This is a genomic window from Streptosporangium sandarakinum (assembly GCF_050942225.1).
Classification (GTDB): Bacteria; Actinomycetota; Actinomycetes; order Streptosporangiales; family Streptosporangiaceae; genus Streptosporangium; species Streptosporangium nondiastaticum.
The window spans coordinates 3497065-3514006 of the sequence record NZ_CP192034.1; the positions used below are offsets into that span (position 1 = coordinate 3497065).

The 16942-nt window shown below is 71.4% G+C and carries 21 protein-coding genes and 1 pseudogene; 15 read left to right on the forward strand and 7 right to left on the reverse strand.

The annotated features are described in order from the left end of the window. Positions 1–19: 19 nt before the first annotated feature. The 5 genes and pseudogenes from ACQP10_RS16015 to ACQP10_RS16035 all read left to right on the forward strand — a co-directional run bounded on the left by ACQP10_RS16015 (position 20) and on the right by ACQP10_RS16035 (position 3615). Complete coding sequence (locus ACQP10_RS16015) at positions 20–415, forward strand: VOC family protein (RefSeq protein ID WP_389995689.1); 396 nt, start codon at positions 20–22, stop codon at positions 413–415. 385 nt (positions 416–800) lie between these two features. Beyond that, positions 801–1529 carry an RICIN domain-containing protein gene (locus ACQP10_RS16020; protein ID WP_433541632.1) on the forward strand — a complete coding sequence of 243 codons (729 nt, stop codon included), beginning with the start codon at positions 801–803 and terminating at the stop codon, positions 1527–1529. 202 nt (positions 1530–1731) lie between these two features. After that, positions 1732–2154, forward strand: coding sequence for a hypothetical protein (locus ACQP10_RS16025; RefSeq protein WP_346023429.1), 423 nt, complete (start codon positions 1732–1734; stop codon positions 2152–2154). A 429-nt stretch (positions 2155–2583) separates the two neighbouring features. After that, entirely contained in the window at positions 2584–3147 is a 564-nt protein-coding gene (locus ACQP10_RS16030) for an RICIN domain-containing protein (protein WP_346023430.1), read from the forward strand. Positions 3148–3263: 116 nt separating this feature from the next. Beyond that, positions 3264–3615 (forward strand): annotated as a pseudogene (locus ACQP10_RS16035) (hypothetical protein). A gap of 18 nt (positions 3616–3633) precedes the next feature. Here the strand turns inward: ACQP10_RS16035 and ACQP10_RS16040 are convergent. Together ACQP10_RS16040 and ACQP10_RS16045 are read right to left on the reverse strand one after the other, a co-directional pair. After that, the gene (locus tag ACQP10_RS16040) at positions 3634–4398 is read right to left on the reverse strand and encodes a maleylpyruvate isomerase family mycothiol-dependent enzyme (RefSeq protein WP_346023431.1); all 765 of its coding nucleotides are present in this window, start codon (positions 4396–4398) and stop codon (positions 3634–3636) included. Positions 4399–4525: 127 nt separating this feature from the next. After that, positions 4526–5272, reverse strand: a complete 747-nt coding sequence (locus ACQP10_RS16045) for a methyltransferase domain-containing protein (protein ID WP_433541633.1) — start codon at positions 5270–5272, stop codon at positions 4526–4528. Positions 5273–5614: 342 nt separating this feature from the next. Here ACQP10_RS16045 and ACQP10_RS16050 point away from each other — a divergent pair, with 342 nt between their 5' ends. Continuing rightward, on the forward strand, positions 5615–6166 hold the full coding sequence (locus ACQP10_RS16050) for a DUF6461 domain-containing protein (RefSeq protein WP_433541634.1): 552 nt from the start codon (positions 5615–5617) through the stop codon (positions 6164–6166). Positions 6167–6209: 43 nt separating this feature from the next. Next, positions 6210–6683 carry a TIGR00725 family protein gene (locus tag ACQP10_RS16055; protein WP_433541635.1) on the forward strand — a complete coding sequence of 158 codons (474 nt, stop codon included), beginning with the start codon at positions 6210–6212 and terminating at the stop codon, positions 6681–6683. Positions 6684–6803: 120 nt separating this feature from the next. Here ACQP10_RS16055 and ACQP10_RS16060 read toward each other — a convergent pair whose 3' ends face one another. Then, entirely contained in the window at positions 6804–7334 is a 531-nt protein-coding gene (locus ACQP10_RS16060; protein ID WP_346019908.1) for a shikimate kinase, read from the reverse strand. Positions 7335–7567: 233 nt separating this feature from the next. On the opposite strand from ACQP10_RS16060, the gene ACQP10_RS16065 reads away from it, so the two are divergent. The 3 genes from ACQP10_RS16065 to ACQP10_RS16075 are packed head-to-tail and all read left to right on the forward strand — an operon-like array spanning position 7568 to position 9328. Continuing rightward, on the forward strand, positions 7568–7996 hold the full coding sequence (locus ACQP10_RS16065; RefSeq protein ID WP_433541636.1) for a helix-turn-helix domain-containing protein: 429 nt from the start codon (positions 7568–7570) through the stop codon (positions 7994–7996). Beyond that, complete coding sequence (locus ACQP10_RS16070; RefSeq protein WP_433541637.1) at positions 7993–8967, forward strand: alpha/beta fold hydrolase; 975 nt, start codon at positions 7993–7995, stop codon at positions 8965–8967. The genes ACQP10_RS16065 and ACQP10_RS16070 overlap by 4 nt, the downstream gene beginning before the upstream one ends. After that, positions 8960–9328 (forward strand): DUF4180 domain-containing protein, encoded by a 369-nt coding sequence (locus ACQP10_RS16075; RefSeq protein ID WP_346019905.1) that lies wholly within the window; start codon positions 8960–8962, stop codon positions 9326–9328. The genes ACQP10_RS16070 and ACQP10_RS16075 overlap by 8 nt, the downstream gene beginning before the upstream one ends. A 24-nt stretch (positions 9329–9352) precedes the next feature. Here ACQP10_RS16075 and ACQP10_RS16080 read toward each other — a convergent pair whose 3' ends face one another. From ACQP10_RS16080 to ACQP10_RS16090, 3 genes are all read right to left on the reverse strand, one after another. After that, entirely contained in the window at positions 9353–9589 is a 237-nt protein-coding gene (locus ACQP10_RS16080) for a DUF5302 domain-containing protein (RefSeq protein ID WP_179817752.1), read from the reverse strand. A gap of 159 nt (positions 9590–9748) precedes the next feature. Beyond that, positions 9749–10921, reverse strand: coding sequence for a Gfo/Idh/MocA family protein (locus ACQP10_RS16085; RefSeq protein ID WP_399500333.1), 1173 nt, complete (start codon positions 10919–10921; stop codon positions 9749–9751). A gap of 227 nt (positions 10922–11148) precedes the next feature. Then, a complete protein-coding gene (locus ACQP10_RS16090) occupies positions 11149–11331 on the reverse strand; it encodes a hypothetical protein (protein WP_179817750.1) in 183 nt (60 codons plus the stop codon). Positions 11332–11420: 89 nt separating this feature from the next. On the opposite strand from ACQP10_RS16090, the gene ACQP10_RS16095 reads away from it, so the two are divergent. From ACQP10_RS16095 to ACQP10_RS16105, 3 genes are all read left to right on the forward strand, one after another. Beyond that, positions 11421–11858 (forward strand): MarR family winged helix-turn-helix transcriptional regulator, encoded by a 438-nt coding sequence (locus tag ACQP10_RS16095; protein WP_179822532.1) that lies wholly within the window; start codon positions 11421–11423, stop codon positions 11856–11858. A 25-nt stretch (positions 11859–11883) separates the two neighbouring features. Then, positions 11884–12108, forward strand: a complete 225-nt coding sequence (locus ACQP10_RS16100) for an HGxxPAAW family protein (protein ID WP_179817749.1) — start codon at positions 11884–11886, stop codon at positions 12106–12108. Positions 12109–12316: 208 nt separating this feature from the next. Then, the gene (locus ACQP10_RS16105) at positions 12317–13744 is read left to right on the forward strand and encodes a cation:dicarboxylate symporter family transporter (RefSeq protein WP_399500332.1); all 1428 of its coding nucleotides are present in this window, start codon (positions 12317–12319) and stop codon (positions 13742–13744) included. Between the two features lie 45 nt (positions 13745–13789). Here the strand turns inward: ACQP10_RS16105 and ACQP10_RS16110 are convergent, their stop codons facing one another. Then, positions 13790–14881 (reverse strand): LacI family DNA-binding transcriptional regulator, encoded by a 1092-nt coding sequence (locus ACQP10_RS16110; RefSeq protein ID WP_346019902.1) that lies wholly within the window; start codon positions 14879–14881, stop codon positions 13790–13792. 134 nt (positions 14882–15015) lie between these two features. On the opposite strand from ACQP10_RS16110, the gene ACQP10_RS16115 reads away from it, so the two are divergent. After that, a complete protein-coding gene (locus ACQP10_RS16115) occupies positions 15016–15831 on the forward strand; it encodes an ABC transporter permease (RefSeq protein ID WP_433541638.1) in 816 nt (271 codons plus the stop codon). Positions 15832–15872: 41 nt separating this feature from the next. Further along, entirely contained in the window at positions 15873–16889 is a 1017-nt protein-coding gene (locus tag ACQP10_RS16120; RefSeq protein WP_399500331.1) for an ABC transporter substrate-binding protein, read from the forward strand. Positions 16890–16942 lie beyond the last annotated feature (53 nt).

A 16942-nucleotide genomic window follows, 5' to 3' on the forward strand; every position in this document is an offset into this window, starting at 1 on the left:
GCTGAGAGGAACCCGCACGATGACGCAGAAGATCACCACTTTCCTGATGTTCGAGGGCGCCGCCGAGGAGGCGATGACGTTCTACACCTCGCTGTTCGACGACGCGGAGATCCTCGCCGTCACCCGCTACGGCCCCGAGGGCCCCGGCAAGGAGGGCAGCGTGCAGCACGCCACCTTCACCCTGGCGGGCCAGGAGTACATGGCCATCGACAGCTCGGTGTCGCACGGCTTCATCTTCACCCCGGCGGTCTCGCTGTACGTCCAGTGCGACTCCGACGCGGAGATCGAGCGGCTGTACGCGGCGCTCTCGGAGGGGGGCGGGACCATGATGCCGCTCGACTCCTACGGCTTCAGCAAGCGCTTCGCCTGGGTCGCGGACCGCTTCGGCGTCTCCTGGCAGCTCAACCTCGCCTGACCGTCCCCTCCCGCGCGGGCCCGCCGTACCGGACCTCCGGTACGGCGGACCCGCGTCCGTCCGTGCCCGCGCCCCGGCACGGCGGGCCCGAGTCCATCCGTGCCCGCGGCCCGGTACGGCGGTCCCGTATCCGTCCGTGCCCGCGCCCCGGTACGGCATGGCGTCACCGGGCGGGCACCCCCACCTGTTACAACGAGAGGCGTCGTCCTGTCGCGGGGCCGCCACGCCGAGATCCACGATCGCCGGGGCCTCCTCCCGACCCCGTGCCCCGGGCGGCTCGGCCTCACGCGCGCCCGCTTCCCCGTCCCGCGCGAGCGTGCTTCCGGCAGGCACGGACACGCGCGGCCGGAAGTACGAAACGACCGCTCGTCCACGGGAGGAACCCATGACCGTCCACCGCCGCGCCCTCGCCGTCACGGCCCTTCTCGCCTCGGCGCTCCCCGCCCTGGCCTCCCTGCCCCCGGCGCTCCCGGCCGCAGCCCTCGCCGACGCCGTACCCGCCGCCCGTGCCGACGCCGTACCCGTCGCTCCCGTCGGGACCGGGACCGGGACCGGGACCGGGATCGGGACCGGAGCCAGGACCGAGACAGGGACCGGCACCGGAGCCGGGGACGGGACAGGGGCAGTGGACCGTGCCGGGGCAGGGACCGCCGCCCGCCGCCCGGCACAGCTCACCGTGATACTGGTGAACGTGCAGACCGGCAAGTGCCTGACCATCGCCGGGGGCGTGAGCGCGGAGAACAACGTCACGGCCGTGCAGTACACCTGCGACACCCACCCGTCCCGCCGCTGGTTCCTCGCCGACGTGACCGGAACCGGCCAGTACCAGGTGCACAACGTCAACACCGGCAAGTGCCTGACCATCGCCGGGGGCGTGAGCACGGCCAACAACGTCACGGCCGTGCAGTACACCTGTGACAGCAACCCCTCGCGCCGCTGGACCCTGATCGACGTCACGGGCAACGGCCAGTACCAGCTGCGCAACGCGCAGACCGGCAAGTGCCTGACCATCGCGGGAGGCGTGAGCGCGGAGAACAACGTCGAGGCCGTGCAGTACGAGTGTGACGACCACCCCTCGCGCCGCTGGACCCTGAACCTGACCGGCACCCTGTAGGACGCACCGGCCCGGTGCGGCCATCCCGATGCGGGCCGAGGTCGTTCACTGCCCGATGGGCTGGATCCTGTTGATTACATCCCGTATATGACCCTGCATCATCGCGCCTGGCCGAGGAGCCGGCGAGCGAACGTGAACGCTCGTGAACTTTTCATCCCGCCGGAGCGACGAACCATGCAGTCGACCATTACGGAGGCCGTTGATGATTTCGTCCCTCGCCGTGGAACCGCCGTCGGGCCGCCCGGGCCGATCACGGCGGCTGAGGGGACTCGGGCTGGTCGTTCTCGGCGTCGTGCTGGGAGTGCTGCTGAGTGTGGCGCTGTCCGTCGCGGCGAGGTGGCCGCGGTTCGAGGTGGTCTACCGCAGCGACCAGCCGGCCACCGTGACCTACAGCGACGATTCGAAGCACCTGCTGGGCCTGGTCCGCAGGAGGACCCTTCTCGGGGAGACGCATCTGATCGTCGTCGGCCGGGATCCCAGCCTCTCCTACGGGCACCTGGTGGACATCGAGACGTCCGCCGACACCGTGAGGACCACCGAGTGGACGACCGCCGGGGTGCGGGTGGTCTTCGACACCGGGCACGAGCTGTTCGTCCCCGCCCGGTACTTCATCGGCGGCCGGTGACCCGCGCCGGGCGGCCTCACCCGCGACTCGCTCCGGGCCGTGACCGGTCAGGCAGGGAGAGCCGGGCGCGCGGCACGATGTTCCCGGCATATGCCGCTCCTCGGTGCGGCGCGCCGTGCCGCACCGCCCCGGGGCCCGCTCGTCTGCCCCGGTCACGGCATGTCGCCACCTGAAAGATCGTCTTCCGGTGCTACAACTGAGCGTCGCCCGGTTGCGGGGCCGCCCGGACCACACGATTCACGGGCATCCTCCCGGGCCCGGCAGGCCGAGGCGACCCGGTTCCGCGTACCCGGTGCCCGCGCACGCTTCCCCGCGTGCGCGGGCACCGGTCCGCCGGAGACCTCCGCCGCCGCGCCAGCGGCGGGTCCACGGACGCGGACCGGAACGCCGTGACCACGAAACGACCAGCTCATCCACGGGAGGAACCCCATGGCCGTTCTCCGCCCAGTCCGCCGCTCCGCCCTCACCCTCGTCACCGCCGCCGCCCTGTTCGTTCCGGTGCTCCCGGCCGCGGCCTGCTCCCAGGCCGACCCCGCCGCCGACGTCTCCCCGGAGGGACAGCAGACGGCGGCCGTGACCGGGATGCTGGTGAACGGGCAGACCGGCAAGTGCCTGACCGTCGCCGGAGGCGGGCGCGCGACCGACAACCTCCGGGCGGCGCAGTACGAGTGCGACGCCTACCCGACCCGCCAGTGGACCATGACGGACGCGACGGGCACCCGCCAGTACATGCTGCGGAACGCCCAGACGGGCAAGTGCCTGACCATCGCCGGGGGCACCAGCACCGCCAACAACTACACCGCCGTGCAGTACACCTGCGTCGACCACCCCGCGCTCCGCTGGATGTTCTGGGGTACGGCCGGCGCCCGCCAGTACCAGCTGAAGAACGTGCAGACCGGCAAGTGCCTGACCATCGGCCCGGACGGCAGCACCGCCGTCCAGTACACCTGCGACAAGCAGCCCTCACGCATGTGGGGCGTGCGCTACATGTGAGCCGGACCGCCCGGCGGTAGGCGTGCTGGGCATGCCCAGCACGCCCCCGGATACCGAGCAGGCACGAGCCCAGGTGATCATGGAGTTCTCTACGCTCAGTGATCACCGGAGGGCTCGTGCCTGTCCTGCCATCATGCCTGCTCGGACCCCTGCGGGACCGGTTCGTGGCTCTGCCGCCCGAACACGTCGACGCGCACCCGCTTGGCTGCCACAATCCGCGCATCCCGGACCGGACCGTCTTCGAGCACGTGATCGCTGCGCTGGTCCACGGCTCCGGCTACGAGCGCGCGGAGCCACGCATGGATGAACGGCTTCGGCAAGTTGCGGCGCTGTACCGAGAAGCGCAGCCGCGTCGCGGACTTCTACCTCTACCTGTCCGCAGCGATCGTCACGCTGCGTATGCTCATCCGCCGCGCGACCCCGCGCTACCGCTGGGACGGCCGCCCCACCACCCGACGCCTCAAGTGATCCATTCGCCGGTCGGTCTTAGCCCCAGTCCTGCAGCCGCTGGAGCAGGTCGGCGTCGCCCTCCATCCGCAGCGAGCCAGCCGGGATGCGCATGTACATGAGCAGGGCCATCTCGCTCGCCGTGCCGTAGATGGCGGCGGTGGGCTTGCTCTCGGCGGCCTCCGCCGCGGTGAGGCGGGTGAAGCGGGAACCGGCGGCGTCCACCGTCTGGCGCCAGGAGCCGGCCTCGGCTGCGTGGTAGTCCATGGTGGCGGGCTCACCCGGCCACGGGACCGTGCCGGTGCAGACGGTGGCGAGGAACTCCTCGATGGCGTCGCCCGCCTCGGTCGTCGGCAGCTCCTGCGGGGTACCGGAGGCCAGCTGGGCGTCGTAGGTGTGGATCATCGACTCCGGGACGCGGCGGCGAGCCACGGCGGCCACCGTGTGCGGCGAGGCCAGCGGCTCCCACCAGGCCCAGCAGCCCCGGTCCGGGCCGGCCTCGCGCAGAGCGGTAAGCAACTGCTCCGTCGAGTCGGCCAGCCAGGTTATGAGGGCCTCGCGCTCCCTGGGCGCCGCCAGCCCGTCCTTGCTCGGCCGCTCGCCGCCCGGCGCGGTGTTCAGCACGATGTAGGCCCAGAAGCGGTCCCCCTCACTGAGGTGGTTCGCCAGGTCGTACAGCGTCCAGCCCGGGCAGGACGGGACATCGGCGTCGAGGCTGGGGGCCGCGGCGACGGCGGCGCGGAACGCGGCGGACCGCTCGTCGATCATCCGCAGCAGGGTGGGGAAGTAGAGATGCTCAGGCACACAGACCTTGTATCACCCGGACCGGGACTCTCACACTCGATTAAGACCGCCCAGCACGCCTACTGCCGGGCGCTCTTAATGACGTGGTTCGTCCTTGTGGAGCACTCCGGTGCGGCCGGTCCCGACGTCACCCGGAGGCCCAGGAGATCACGATTTCGACGTGGCGCTTGGCCACCACGGAGCTGCCGCGGGGCCGTACGGCTGTTCCCGCCGGATGGACGGTGTAGCGCGGGCCGGGCCCGCGGCGGTGGTCGCGGTCCCATGCCCGCACCAGGCCGGCCAGCCTGCCCGCCAGGACGGAACCCGTCCACGTCCATGCCCGCCCCGCCTCGAACGCGCGCCCCAGCGCTTCGGCGTCCGCCGGGCAGGGCTCCTCGTCGAACCGCAGCCGTACCTTCCCACCGCGCAGCGGCACCCACAGGCGCGGCCGTTCACCGGCGCCCTGCATCGGCACGAAGCCGCAGAGCTCTCTTGAGGTGCTCACCAGCCGGTCACCGGCCCTGGTGAAGCCGATCGAGCGGGTGAGGCCCCGGATTCGCAGCGGCACCGTGAGAGAACCGCCCTCGACGAGCTGCCCGGTCCACGCCGGCGGGATGTCCGCCGCCTCGACCGTCACCATGACCGCGTCGAAGGGAGCGGACGCCGGGTGGCCGAACTCCCCGTCGCCGAGCACCACCTCGATGTGCGGGTAACCGGTGGCGTTCGGCAGGCGGCGAGCCCGTCCGATGACGTCGGCGTCGATGTCGAGGGTGGTGACCCGTCCGTCCGGTCCGACGATTTCGGCGAGGAGCGCCGCGTTGTACCCGCCCGAGCCGATCTCCAGGACCCGCATGCCCCTTCTTATCCCGGCCTGTTCGATCATCCGGGTCTGCATGCGGCGCCGACACCGAACTGATGGTGGTGCCGTCGGCGGCCCACTTCGTCCGGACGACCGTCTCGGCGTCGTACGCCTCCTCCGGCGTCGCCTCGGGGGTGAACACGTGCCGCGGCACGCGCCGGAACGCCGCGGCGACCTCCTCCCTGCGGATCGCGCCCAGTTCCAGGAGTCGGCGGACCATGGCCGCACGCAATGCCTCATTCACCTGCGGAACCGTCTCGGCATTCATCCAGCCGACGGTAGTACGGTCCCGGCCCGCCCAGGCGGGAACGCGCCACGCCGAACTGTCGGACGGCCCTGGCAGGATTCGATCACCTTCCCCCCGACCGAGGAGATCCCGTGTCCCTGCCCGAGGCCCCGAACCACGACTGGTTCGAAAGCGGCGACGGCTGCTACTGCTTCACCTTCGTGCGCGACGTGGCCCCGGAGGAGGCGCTGCGCAGGATCGGCGCCGAACCGCTCGACGACGAGGAGGAGGCGGACGAGATCGACGAGGGACTGGTCGACGCCTATCCGGTCGAGGGCGGCACGCTCCTGGTGGAGCACAACGGCTACGCCGGAACCCTGGACGAGGTACAGCGGGAGCTGTCGGCCGGGACGGTGACCGCCGCCGTGTTCCGCAACGTCAACCACGACCAGATGTTCACTCACTGGACCGGCGGCCGGGAGATCCTCAACTTCGACCCGCAGTTCCCCGCCGACTCACGTGGCGGGGAGGACCCGGACCGCCATCTGGCCGAGATGCGCGCCCTCGGACTGGTCACCGAGAACGGCGAGGACGGCCCGGACGCGGGTGTGCACCGCGCCCTGGCGCTGGCCGCGCGCCTCACCGGCATGCCCGTCACCGCGCTTCCCTCTGACGGCGTCGCCCACGGCGTCCTCGACCACTGATTCGTCGCCGCGGCCGGGGCGCACCGGATGGGAGGATCTCACCGTGGCGATCCAGGTGTCGGTGTGCGGTCCGCGTGACTGCACGGGCGAGGACGAGTCCAACGCCCGCGAGGTCGGCCGGTTGCTGGCCGAGCGCGGCGCGGTCGTGATCTGCGGCGGCTACGCGGGCGTGATGGCCGCGGTGGCGGCCGGGGCCCGCTCGGCGGGCGGCACGGTGGTCGGCGTCCTGTCCCGGCCGGACCGGGAGCAGGCCAATCCGGACCTCTCCGTCGTCATCCCTACCGGCGTCGGGGAGGCCCGGAACGGCATCATCGCCAACTCCGGCGACGCCGTGATCGTCATCGGCGGGTCGTGGGGGACGCTGTCGGAGCTGGCGCTCGCGATGCGCCACGGCCGCGTCCCCGTGGTCCAGCTCGGCGGGTGGCGGATCCTCGACCACGAGGGGCGTCCGGTCCCCGGAGTCAGGCACGTCTCCTCACCGGAGGAGGCGCTGGAGGCCACCGGCCTGTGGGCTTGATCGTCCGGGGAGACCGCCGCCCTGTGGGTCCGGTCACCCGGAAACCGCCGCGCCCCGCGGGACGGACGTCCCGTGGGGCCGCGAAGCGTTCGCCGGACCACCCGGCCAGCGCGGTCCCCGCTACCCGGCCTGCTTCTTCAGGTGGTCCAGGATGGCGTGGGCCACCTCGTGCTTGGACATCTTCGGCCGCTTGAAGTGCAGGTCGGCCACCTCGGCGAAGGACGCGGCCCGGCGTTCGTACAGTTCCTTCGCCAGATCCAGCGGCTTCTTGCCGAAACGGGGGCGGTGCGGCTTCTCCTCGATCTTCTTGGCGATGAACTCGGGCTCGGCGTCCAGCCACACCACCAGGGCCGGTTTGAGCGCCTCCCGGCATCGCGGGTCGTCCAGGACGCTGGCCGCGGCGGCGATGATCGGCGCGGGCCGTTCGGCGAGACTGTCCAGCAGGTGCTCGGCCTCGCGGGCGTGCAGCTCGGTGACGCCCGCGGTCTCGGCGATCGCCGCCGCGGTGATGCCGTAGCGCTTCTCAAGGTAGTCGTCGCTGTCGCGCACCGGCCGGTTCAGGGCCTCGCCCAGCAGTTCCGAGACGCTGGTCTTGCCGGCGCCCATCAGACCGACCACCACGATCGGGACGTCCGCCACCGTGTCTGCCATGTCCGCCACCTCCGGTCCTCAGGGGAAACGAAAAAGGGGTCTTCTCGTCTCCCTTTGCCCCGGAAGCCGGCACCTAGCCCTCACCTGGCCCTTGCCCGGTCCTCGCCTGGTCCTCGCCTGGTCCTCATCTGATCCTTGCCTGGTCCTCCGGCCTCCCGGTCGTACTCCAACGCTCCCTATTTTCCGCAAAATACTCTGTTATTCTCTCCCTAAGAGGAAGATAAGGTATTCACATGGCAGATCGCTTCTACTCCGTGGAGCAGGTCGCCGAGCACCTGGGCCTGCACGTGCGCACCGTCCGCAACTACGTGCGGGACGGGCGGCTCGCCGCGGTCCGCATCGGCAAGCAGTACCGGATCGCGCATGAGGACCTGGAGGCGTTCACCGGCCGCCCGGTGCCTCCGCCGCCGGGTGAGACGGCGCGGCGACGGCACACCGACGTGTCGGCCATCGTGGAGATCGACGCGGTCAGCCGTGAGACGGCCGACCGCCTGTCCACCCTCCTGATGGCCGCGGCCACCGACCGCCGCCTCGGTGACCAGCCGTTTCGGGTCGAGACGACCTATGACGAGGAAAGGGCCCGGATGAAGGTCATCGTCCTGGGCGGCCTGCGGGACACCGCACGGCTGCTCGACTACATGGAGGGGGTGCTCGCGACATGAGCGCGATCTACCGGTCCGAGGCCGGCGCGGAGGAGATCCGGCGCCGGTACCGGGAGGCGCTGGACGACTGGCCGGTCCCCGCCGAGCAGGTACGGGTGCCCACCCGCCAGGGCGAGACCTTCGTCGTCGTCTCCGGCCCGCAGGGCGCACCGCCCATGGTGCTGCTGCACGGTGCGGGGGCGAACGCGACGATGTGGCGGGATGACGTCACCACCTGGACGCGGCGTTTCCGCACCTACGCCGTGGACCTCATCGGCGAGCCGGGCCTGAGCGCGCCGTCGCGCCCGCCCCTGGACTCCGACGCCCACGCGCTGTGGCTGGACGACGTGCTGGACGGCCTCGGGGTCACCGCCGCCTCGATCGTCGGAACCTCCCTCGGCGGCTGGGTGGCGCTGGACTACGCCGTCCGCCGCCCGCGGCGGGTGACGCGCCTGGCCCTGCTGTGCCCCGGCGGCCTGGGCCGGCAGAAGACGGGCTGGATGGTCAGGGCGCTGCCGCTGCGCCTGTTCGGGCGCCGCGGGTTGCGCCGGTCGGCGCGGATCGCCACCGGCCTGAAGTCACCGCAGGCCGGGCCGGTCCTCGACTCCCTGATGCTGACCTTCACGGAGTTCAAGCCGCGTATGGAGCGGCTGCCGGTGTTCCCCGACGACACGCTGCGCCGCCTGACCGTGCCCGTGCTGGTGACGGTCGGCGGCCGCGATGTCATGTTCGACTCCGCGGAGACCGCCCGCCGCGTGCGCCGCTGCGTCCCGCACGCCGTCGTGAACGTGCTGCCCGAGGTCGGGCACGCGATCCTCGGCCAGGCCGGGTCCGTCTCGGCGTTCCTCTCGCCTGAGGCCGCACACGGTGGCGACGCCGGTCCGTTCCGCGGGGAGATCGGCGGCTCACCCGAGGCCGCGCCCGGCGACGCCGATGGCGCGTTCACCGAGGAGGCCGCTGGTGCGCCGGCCAAGGAGGCCGGCGGTGCCTGACGACATGCGGGAACTGTCCGGGGTGCCGGTGCTGGTGTGCGACCCGGCCGGGCCGCCGGTGGCCACGATGGAGGACGCGCTGGACCTGATCGGTGCGGCGTTCCTCGGCGCCGAGGTGGTGGCCGTGCCCGCGAGCCGGCTGGACGGGCACTTCTTCTCCCTGGGCACCCGCTTCGCCGGCGAGGTCATGCAGAAGTTCGTGAACCACCGGCTGCGGCTGGCCGTCGTCGGGGACATCTCCCGGCACCTGGCGGCCAGCTCGGCCCTGCGCGCCCTCGTCCACGAGTCGAACCTGGGAGAGCACGTGTGGTTCCTCCCCGACCTCGACGCGCTCGACGCCCGGCTGGCCGCGGCCGGCTGACCGCGGCTCAGCCACCCTCGCGGGTCAGCCGCTCTTGCGGCGGAAGGAGCGCTTGCCCCCGGCCGGGCCCTGGGACCCGTGGATCTTCGAGGCGCCGTTGCCGCGGCCACCGCTGTTCAGCTCCATCTGGGCCTGCTTCTTGCGCTCCAGGGCCTCGCGGAACTTGCGCTTGAGCTCGTCGTCGGTGCTCTCCGCACCGTCGGCGCCTTCGACGGCCCGGGTGCTCTCGGTGCCGTCGGGCTCCGGCGTGACGTCAGGCATACGAACCTCCTGGTCTCGGGGCGGCCCGGCTTCGGCCGACCGGAACATCATCTTCTCATGTCCGGAACACCGCCCGGCTGGCCGGGAGACGAGCCCGGCCGGACGCGGGGTGCGGTCCGGCCCGGCTGAAGGGCCGAGGCGTGGGCGGCCCGCCGTCGGTCAGACCTGCCCGGCGGCGAAGTAGGCGGCCAGGTCCGGCGCGACCGGCGGCACCTCCCGGGGGACGGAGCCGTCCCGCAGCGACTCGGTGGCGCGGACCGCCGCCGCGACGCTGTCGCGCGCCGCCACGGGGGAGGTGTCGGTCGGTCCGCCCTCGGCGGCGAACCGGACGAACTCGCCGACCAGCGCCTCGTCCGCGCCGCCGTGGCCGCCGGCGCCCACCTCGACGGGCACCTGGAGGTCGCCCTCGGGGTCGTAGTCGCGCCGCCCGGCGTTCCACACCCGCACCACGGCCCCCTCTCCGTGGTCGCCGAAGTTCTCCAGGCGGCCCGCGGTGCCGATGACGGTGTAGTTGCGCCAGTAGTCGGGGGTGAAGTGGCACTGCTGGTAGGCGGCGTGGACGCCGTTCTCCAGGCGCATGTGCATCATGGACAGGTCCTCGACGTCCACCACCGGGTTCAGTCCCCGCTGGGCGAGCGGGGGCCAGTTGGTCTCCGGGTCGTACCAGCCGGACGGCGTCCCGGGGGAGCGGTCGGTGACCCGGCCGTAGACGGTCAGCGCGCCCATGGCGCTGACCAGCTCCGTCCTGGCCCCGGCCAGCCAGTGGATCACGTCGATGTCGTGGGAGCCCTTCTGCAGCAGCAGGCCGGTGGTGTTGCGGCGGTCGGCGTGCCAGTCCTTGAAGTAGAAGTCGCCGCCGTGCCCGACGAAGTGACGGCACCACACCGCCTTGACCTCGCCGATCGCGCCCTCGGTGATGAGCCGCCGCATGACGCGCACGACCGGCATGTGGCGCATGTTGTGCCCCACGTACAGCCGGGCGCCGTGGTCGCGCGCCGTACGGAGGATCAGGTCGCAGTCCTCAACGGTGGTCGCGAGGGGTTTCTCCACCAGTGTGGGTTTCCCGGCCCGCAGCGCGGCCAGCGCCGGCTCCAGGTGCGCGTGGTCGGGGGTGAGGATCATCACCGCGTCCACGTCCGGGGTCAGGAGATCGGCGAGGTCCGCGGTGACGCGCGTGCCGGGGCCGAAGTCGGCGCGGGCGCGCTCACGGGCCTCCGGGGCGGGGTCGCACACGGCCACCACCGCGCTGCCGTTCCCCGGCCGGTGCGCCTCGCGAGCCAGCGACCCCCTCATGCCGTATCCCGCCACCCCGATACGCAGGTCGTCGCCCATGCCCGCTCCCGTCACCGCGCGTTTTTGATCGTTTCTGCCTTGATCACTCTAGATACGCGCACGAACGAGCGCCAGGCCTGTACGGGCCCATGTGGGTCCGTGCAGGCTCATGCGCGCCGGGCCAGGTCGGACCGGGCGGGTGCGGTACGGAGGACGGGCCCCGGCGTACGGCGAGGGCCGCCGACGGCGCGGAAGGCGGGGGAGTGGAAGGCAGGGGGAGCGGGGGCTCAGTTCATGTCCATGATCATCAATAGCACCAGGCCCCCCAGGTGGCCGAGCACCACGAAGATGATCACGAAGAGGAAGACGAACCTCGCCGGGCCGTGCTCGAAGTACTTGCCCTCGCGGAGCTCGGAACGCCCCGCCTGGCGTTCGGCGATCCGCTCCTCGATCGGCTTGCGGTTGAACATGGAGCTCCTCAGGGCTGGTGATGCTTGGTGCCGCAATGCTTTGTACACCAATTACCTTACTATGTCGGTTGGAGGTGCATGTGAGTGATATGACCGAGGCGCTGCGCCTGGAACGACAGGTGTGCTTCGCCCTCGCGGTGGCCTCGCGCGGCGTCATCGGGGTCTACCGGCCGCTGCTGCAGCCGATGGGGCTGACCCACCCGCAGTATCTCGTGATGCTCGCCCTGTGGGAGCACGACCAGCTCTCTGTGAAGGAGCTGAGCAAGCTACTGAGACTCGACCCCGGTACGCTGTCACCGCTCCTCAAAAGACTTGAGGCGATCGGTTACCTCCGGCGGCGGCGTGACAGCCGGGACGAACGCGTCCTGGCGATCACGCTCACTCCGGAGGGCCGGCAGTTGAGGAGTGAGGCTGAGAGGATCCCGCCGTCCGTCGCCCGGCGACTGGGTATGGACCTGGAGGAGCTGCAGGAGCTCCACCGGGTGCTGACCAGGGTGATCGCCGCCGCGGACGACACGCATCGTTGATGCACAGAAAGGACAGATAAGGCTCATGGCTGGAAGCCACGGAGGAAGCCCCAAGTCTTGGCTTGCGGTGCTCGTTATTTTGGCCGGGTTCACGGTCGGCGGAGTGGGCCTGTGCGCCGGACCCAGCTGGATCATGTTCTGGGTGGGGGTCGGGATCGCCGCCGTCGGCGGGCTGATCGCCCTGATGGTGGACATCTTCTCCGACGTGATCATCGACGCTCCCCGTGAGCCGCTGAACCACGGCGGCTGACTCGGAGGCTCCCCCCTCCCGGAGCCTTGTTTCCGGGCGGTCTGACGGATCGCCCGGACCCGTCGCCCGCGGCCGGGTTCGCGTGCCGGCCGCCGCGTGCCCGCCGCCGGTCCGATGTCCGTAATGGCGGCGTGAGGGTGACATGGGTCACATCCGAGGTGCATAGTCATCTGACGACTTCGCATCGAGGATCGGAGGCCCTCCGCCCATGTCCCGAGACCGGACTCGCTACCTGTACCTGGCCGTCGTCCTGGCGGTGATCGCCGGCATCGCCGTAGGACTGCTGGCCCCGGATCTCGGTACGGCGCTGAAACCCCTGGGCACGGCCTTCGTCAGCCTCATCAAGATGATGATCAGCCCGATCATCTTCTGCACCATCGTGCTCGGCGTCGGCTCCGTCGCGCAGGCCGCCAAGGTCGGCCGGGTCGGCGGCCTGGCGATCGGCTACTTTCTCGTCATGTCCACCGTCGCGCTGGCCATCGGCCTGGTCGTCGGCAACCTGGTGGACCCCGGCCACGGCCTCCAGCTCACCGACGAGCTGCGCAAGTCGGCTCAAGCCGAGGCGGCCAAGGGCGGCGAGAGCGACACCGTTTCCTTCCTGCTCGGGATCATTCCGACCACGCTGGTGTCGGCGTTCACCGAGGGGCAGGTGCTGCAGACCCTCCTGGTCGCCCTGCTCGCCGGGTTCGCCCTGCAGGCCATGGGGGAGCGCGGCGTCCCCGTCCTGAACGGCGTCGCCCACATCCAGCGGCTCGTCTTCCGCATCCTCGCCATGATCATGTGGGCCGCCCCGGTCGGCGCCTTCGGCGCGATGGCCTCGGTGGTCGGCGCCACCGGCGTGGACGCGCTCCGCAGCCTCGGCCTCATCATGCTCGCCTTCTACGTGACCTGCCTGGTGTTCGTGCTGGGCGTCCTCGGGCCGCTGCTGTGGCTGGTGGCGCGGGTCAACCTGCTGTCCCTGCTGCGCTACCTCGGCCGGGAGTTCCTGCTCATCCTGTCGACCTCCTCCTCGGAGTCGGCCCTGCCCCGGCTGATCGCCAAGATGGAGCACCTGGGGGTGAGCCGCCCCGTCGTCGGCATCACCGTGCCGACCGGCTACTCGTTCAACCTGGACGGCACCGCCATCTACCTCACGATGGCCACCCTGTTCATCGCGAGCGCCACCGGCGCCCCGCTCTCGGTCGGCGAGCAGGTCTCCCTGCTCGCCTTCATGATCATCGCATCCAAGGGCGCGGCCGGCGTCACCGGCGCGGGCCTGGCGACACTCGCGGGCGGCCTGCAGTCGCACCGTCCCGCGCTGGTGGACGGCGTCGGCCTGATCGTCGGCATCGACCGCTTCATGTCCGAGGCGCGGGCGCTGACCAACTTCGCGGGCAACTCGGTCGCCACCGTCCTGATCGGCACCTGGACCGGCGAGTTCGACCGGGAACGCGCGGCCGAGGTGCTCTCCGGCCGCGTCCCCTTCGACGAGGAGACCCTCCTGGACGAGCATGACGAGCACGGCGAGGGCCGGGACCACGACGGGAACCGCGACCGTGGCGGCGATCACGGCCGCGGCGACCACGACGGCGGGAACGGCGACGGGCGCGGCCTCACCCCGCCCGGCAGGCCCGGCGAGGTCGTGGAGACCGCCTGACCCGTGGCCCCGCCTCCGGTGCGGCGAAGGGAAACGGCGCGGGCGTCAGCCCGGGGTCTCGGTGAGCGGGCGCGGGGACCTTTCCCGCAGTGGTCGTACGGCGGGGGCCGAGGTGCTCGCGCGCAGCACGACGGTTCCCGGGACGCGTTCGACGCGGCTGCGCCCGGCGGTGGCGGGCCGCAGGGCCAGCGCCATGACGCGCCTGCCGATCTCCTCCAGCGGCAGCGCCACGGTGGTCAGCGGCGGCGTCAGGTCGCCGATCACCGGGATGTCGTCGAACCCGGCCAGCGAGACGTCGCCGGGCACGGACAGGCCGTGGCCGCGGAAGGCGGCCAGCGCGCCGACCGCCATGATGTCGGTCGAGGCGAAGACGCAGGTGGCGCGCAGGCCGCGGGCGATCAGTTCGGAGGCGGCCCGGTGGCCGCCGTCGCGGCTGAAGGCCCCCTCCACGATCTGGTCCGGGGCGATCCTCACCCCCGCCTCGGCGAGCGCCTCCTGGAAGCCGGCGAGGCGGTCCACCACGGTGGTGATGACCGGCGGTCCGGTGAGCACGGCGAAGTCGCGGTGGCCGAGGCCGAGCAGTGCCCTGGCCAGCGCGGCGGCCCCGGCGCGGTTCTCGGGCAGGACCGAGTCGACGCGGAGGCCGCGGTGACGGCTGACCGCGGCGATGCGCGTCCCCGCCGCGGCGCACCGGGCCAGCTCCTCGCGCATCGCGCCCTGCCAGGCACGGTCCTCGAACCCCGAGCCGGTCAGCAGGATCGCCCGGACGCGCTGGCCGCGCATCATGGAGACATAGGACAGCTCGCGGGCCGGGTCGCGGAAGGTGCTTCCCATGATCACATGGAGGTCGTGCTCCGCGGCGGCGCGCATGACCCCGCCGGAGATCCCCGCGAAGTAGGGGTCGCTGACGTCGTGGCAGATGACGCCCACCGCCTGGCTGGAGGCGCGGGCGAGGGCCTGGGCGTGGGCGTTCGGGGTGTAGGCGAGCCGCTCCGCGGCGGCCAGGACCCGCTCGCGGAGGTCGGCGCGCACGCGGGTGGTGCCGTTCAGCGCGCGGGAGGCGGTGGCGGAAGAGACCCCCGCCTCACGGGCGACGTCGTTGAGGGTCACCTGCGACCATTTGTCCAATTCCTCCATCACCTCCTCTTGACCCGTATGTGAGGTGGCCCCTACCGTACACCGGAAAGCGCTTTCTGACAGCGCTTTCAGGTCAACAGAAAGCGCTTGCACGCGGGCCGCGCCCGTACGCGGGCGAAAGGAGGGTGCTCATCATGAGCATGAACCCCGGCGGGTCCGAGGGGCGGCTGCTCGCCGTCCTCGAACGGAGCTGGCGGCCGGTCGCGCTGCTCATCGCCTGCTTCGCCGTCTGGTGGGCGATCACCTCCACCCAGCTGGTGCCGCCCTACCTCGTTCCGTCGCCGGGGACGACCCTGGGGGTGATGGCGGAGAAGTCGTCGTATCTCTGGCAGCACACCTGGGTGACCACCTACGAGACCGTCCTCGGCTTCGTCATCGCCGTCGTCATCGGCGTCCTGGCGGCCGTGGTGATGGTCTACTCCACGACCGTGGAGAAGACGCTCTACCCCGTCCTGCTCTTCGCGCAGGTCATCCCCAAGATCGCCATCGCCCCGCTGTTCGTGGTCTGGCTCGGGTTCGGGCTGACCCCCAAGGTCGTCGTCGCCGTGCTGATCGCGTTCTTCCCCGTCGTCATCTCCATGGTGACCGGCCTGAAGTCCGTCGACCCCGAGATGCTCCAGCTCGCCGCCACCATGGGCGCGAGCCCGCTCAAGACCTTCGCCAAGATCCGTTTCCCCGCCTCCCTGCCGCACCTGTTCTCCGGCCTGAAGGTGGCCGTCACGCTCGCGGTGACCGGCGCCGTGGTCGGCGAGTTTGTCGGCGCGAACGAGGGGCTGGGCTTCGTGATCCTGCAGGCCAACGGCAACCTCGACACCCCCATGCTGTTCGCGGGGCTGCTGGTGATGTCGCTGATCGGCGTCGTGCTGTTCGTCCTCGTCGAGATCGCCGAGCAGCTGATGCTGCCCTGGCACGCCAGCCGGTGTGGCGAGGCCGCGACCACGACCCTCTGAAGCCTCGAACCGGCCACCGACCCCCCAAGGAAGGCACCCCCGTGAAATCCCGGATCGCCATCGCCGCCCTGCTGCCGGCCCTCCTCCTCACCGCCTGCGGCGGCGAGGACGGCGGCACGACCACCAGCGCGTCGGGCAAGGAACTCGACCAGGTGACGCTCACGCTCAACTGGTACCCATACGGCGAGCACGCGCCGTTCTACCTCGGCAAGAAGCAGGCCGTCTTCGAGAAGCACGGCATCGACCTGAAGATCCAGGCCGGCCAGGGCTCGCAGAAGACCATCCAGGCCACCGGGGCGGGGCAGACCGACTTCGGCTGGGGCGACACCCCCGCGCTGCTGGCCTCCGTCTCCCAGGGCGTCCCGGTCAAGAGCCTCGGGGTCTACCTGCAGACCACCCCGGCCTCCGTGCAGTTCTTCGACGAGAAGAACATCACCGAACCCGCCGGCATCAAGGGCAAGAAGATCGCCATCACCGCCGGTGACGCGCTGTCCAGGACGTTCCCGGCCTTCCTCAAGCAGAACGGCCTCGCCGAGAACGACGTGCAGCTGCAGAACACCGACCCGGCGGGGAAGATCGCCGCGGTGATCTCCGGCCAGGCCGACGCCCTGCTCGGCTACGCCTCCGACCAGGGGCCGACGATGCAGGAGAAGGCCGGCAAGAAGGTCTCCTACCTGCGCTTCTCCGAGTTCGGCCTCAACTTCTACAGCAACGGCCTGCTGACCTCCACCAAGAACCTGGAGAGCAGGGCCGACCTGGTCAAGCGCATGGTCGCGGCGACCAGCGAGGCGTGGGCCGCAGCCGAGAAGGACCCGCAGGCCGCGGTGGACGCGATGGACGGCGCCTCCGAGCAGCTCCCCGGCAAGCAGGTGCTGCTCGACCAGTTCAAGACCACCGTCACGCTGCTGCACACCGACGCGACCAAGGGCATGGCCCCGGGCGTCAACACCGCCGCGGACTGGCAGGCGACGATCGACACCTTCGTCAAGGCGGGTGTGATCACCAAGGCCGAGGCGCCGGCCGCCTACTGGGACGAGAGCGTCACCCCGAAGGGGTGAGCGCGCCGCCCCTCGGGCGGCGGGCACGCCGGCTTCCTTCCCGGAGCCGGCGA

What these genes read in the sequence shown, in the direction of transcription:
- ACQP10_RS16015 (WP_389995689.1), top strand. Translation starts at nt 20, where the DNA reads ATGACGCAGAAGATCACCACTTTCCTGATGTTCGAGGGCGCCGCCGAG.
- ACQP10_RS16020 (WP_433541632.1), top strand. Translation starts at nt 801, where the DNA reads ATGACCGTCCACCGCCGCGCCCTCGCCGTCACGGCCCTTCTCGCCTCG.
- ACQP10_RS16025 (WP_346023429.1), top strand. Translation starts at nt 1,732, where the DNA reads ATGATTTCGTCCCTCGCCGTGGAACCGCCGTCGGGCCGCCCGGGCCGA.
- ACQP10_RS16030 (WP_346023430.1), top strand. Translation starts at nt 2,584, where the DNA reads ATGGCCGTTCTCCGCCCAGTCCGCCGCTCCGCCCTCACCCTCGTCACC.
- ACQP10_RS16045 (WP_433541633.1), bottom strand. Translation starts at nt 5,272, where the DNA reads ATGCAGACCCGGATGATCGAACAGGCCGGGATAAGAAGGGGCATGCGG.
- ACQP10_RS16060 (WP_346019908.1), bottom strand. Translation starts at nt 7,334, where the DNA reads ATGGCAGACACGGTGGCGGACGTCCCGATCGTGGTGGTCGGTCTGATG.
- ACQP10_RS16065 (WP_433541636.1), top strand. Translation starts at nt 7,568, where the DNA reads ATGGCAGATCGCTTCTACTCCGTGGAGCAGGTCGCCGAGCACCTGGGC.
- ACQP10_RS16070 (WP_433541637.1), top strand. Translation starts at nt 7,993, where the DNA reads ATGAGCGCGATCTACCGGTCCGAGGCCGGCGCGGAGGAGATCCGGCGC.
- ACQP10_RS16080 (WP_179817752.1), bottom strand. Translation starts at nt 9,589, where the DNA reads ATGCCTGACGTCACGCCGGAGCCCGACGGCACCGAGAGCACCCGGGCC.
- ACQP10_RS16085 (WP_399500333.1), bottom strand. Translation starts at nt 10,921, where the DNA reads ATGGGCGACGACCTGCGTATCGGGGTGGCGGGATACGGCATGAGGGGG.
- ACQP10_RS16090 (WP_179817750.1), bottom strand. Translation starts at nt 11,331, where the DNA reads ATGTTCAACCGCAAGCCGATCGAGGAGCGGATCGCCGAACGCCAGGCG.
- ACQP10_RS16095 (WP_179822532.1), top strand. Translation starts at nt 11,421, where the DNA reads ATGACCGAGGCGCTGCGCCTGGAACGACAGGTGTGCTTCGCCCTCGCG.
- ACQP10_RS16100 (WP_179817749.1), top strand. Translation starts at nt 11,884, where the DNA reads ATGGCTGGAAGCCACGGAGGAAGCCCCAAGTCTTGGCTTGCGGTGCTC.
- ACQP10_RS16105 (WP_399500332.1), top strand. Translation starts at nt 12,317, where the DNA reads ATGTCCCGAGACCGGACTCGCTACCTGTACCTGGCCGTCGTCCTGGCG.
- ACQP10_RS16110 (WP_346019902.1), bottom strand. Translation starts at nt 14,881, where the DNA reads ATGGAGGAATTGGACAAATGGTCGCAGGTGACCCTCAACGACGTCGCC.
- ACQP10_RS16115 (WP_433541638.1), top strand. Translation starts at nt 15,016, where the DNA reads ATGAGCATGAACCCCGGCGGGTCCGAGGGGCGGCTGCTCGCCGTCCTC.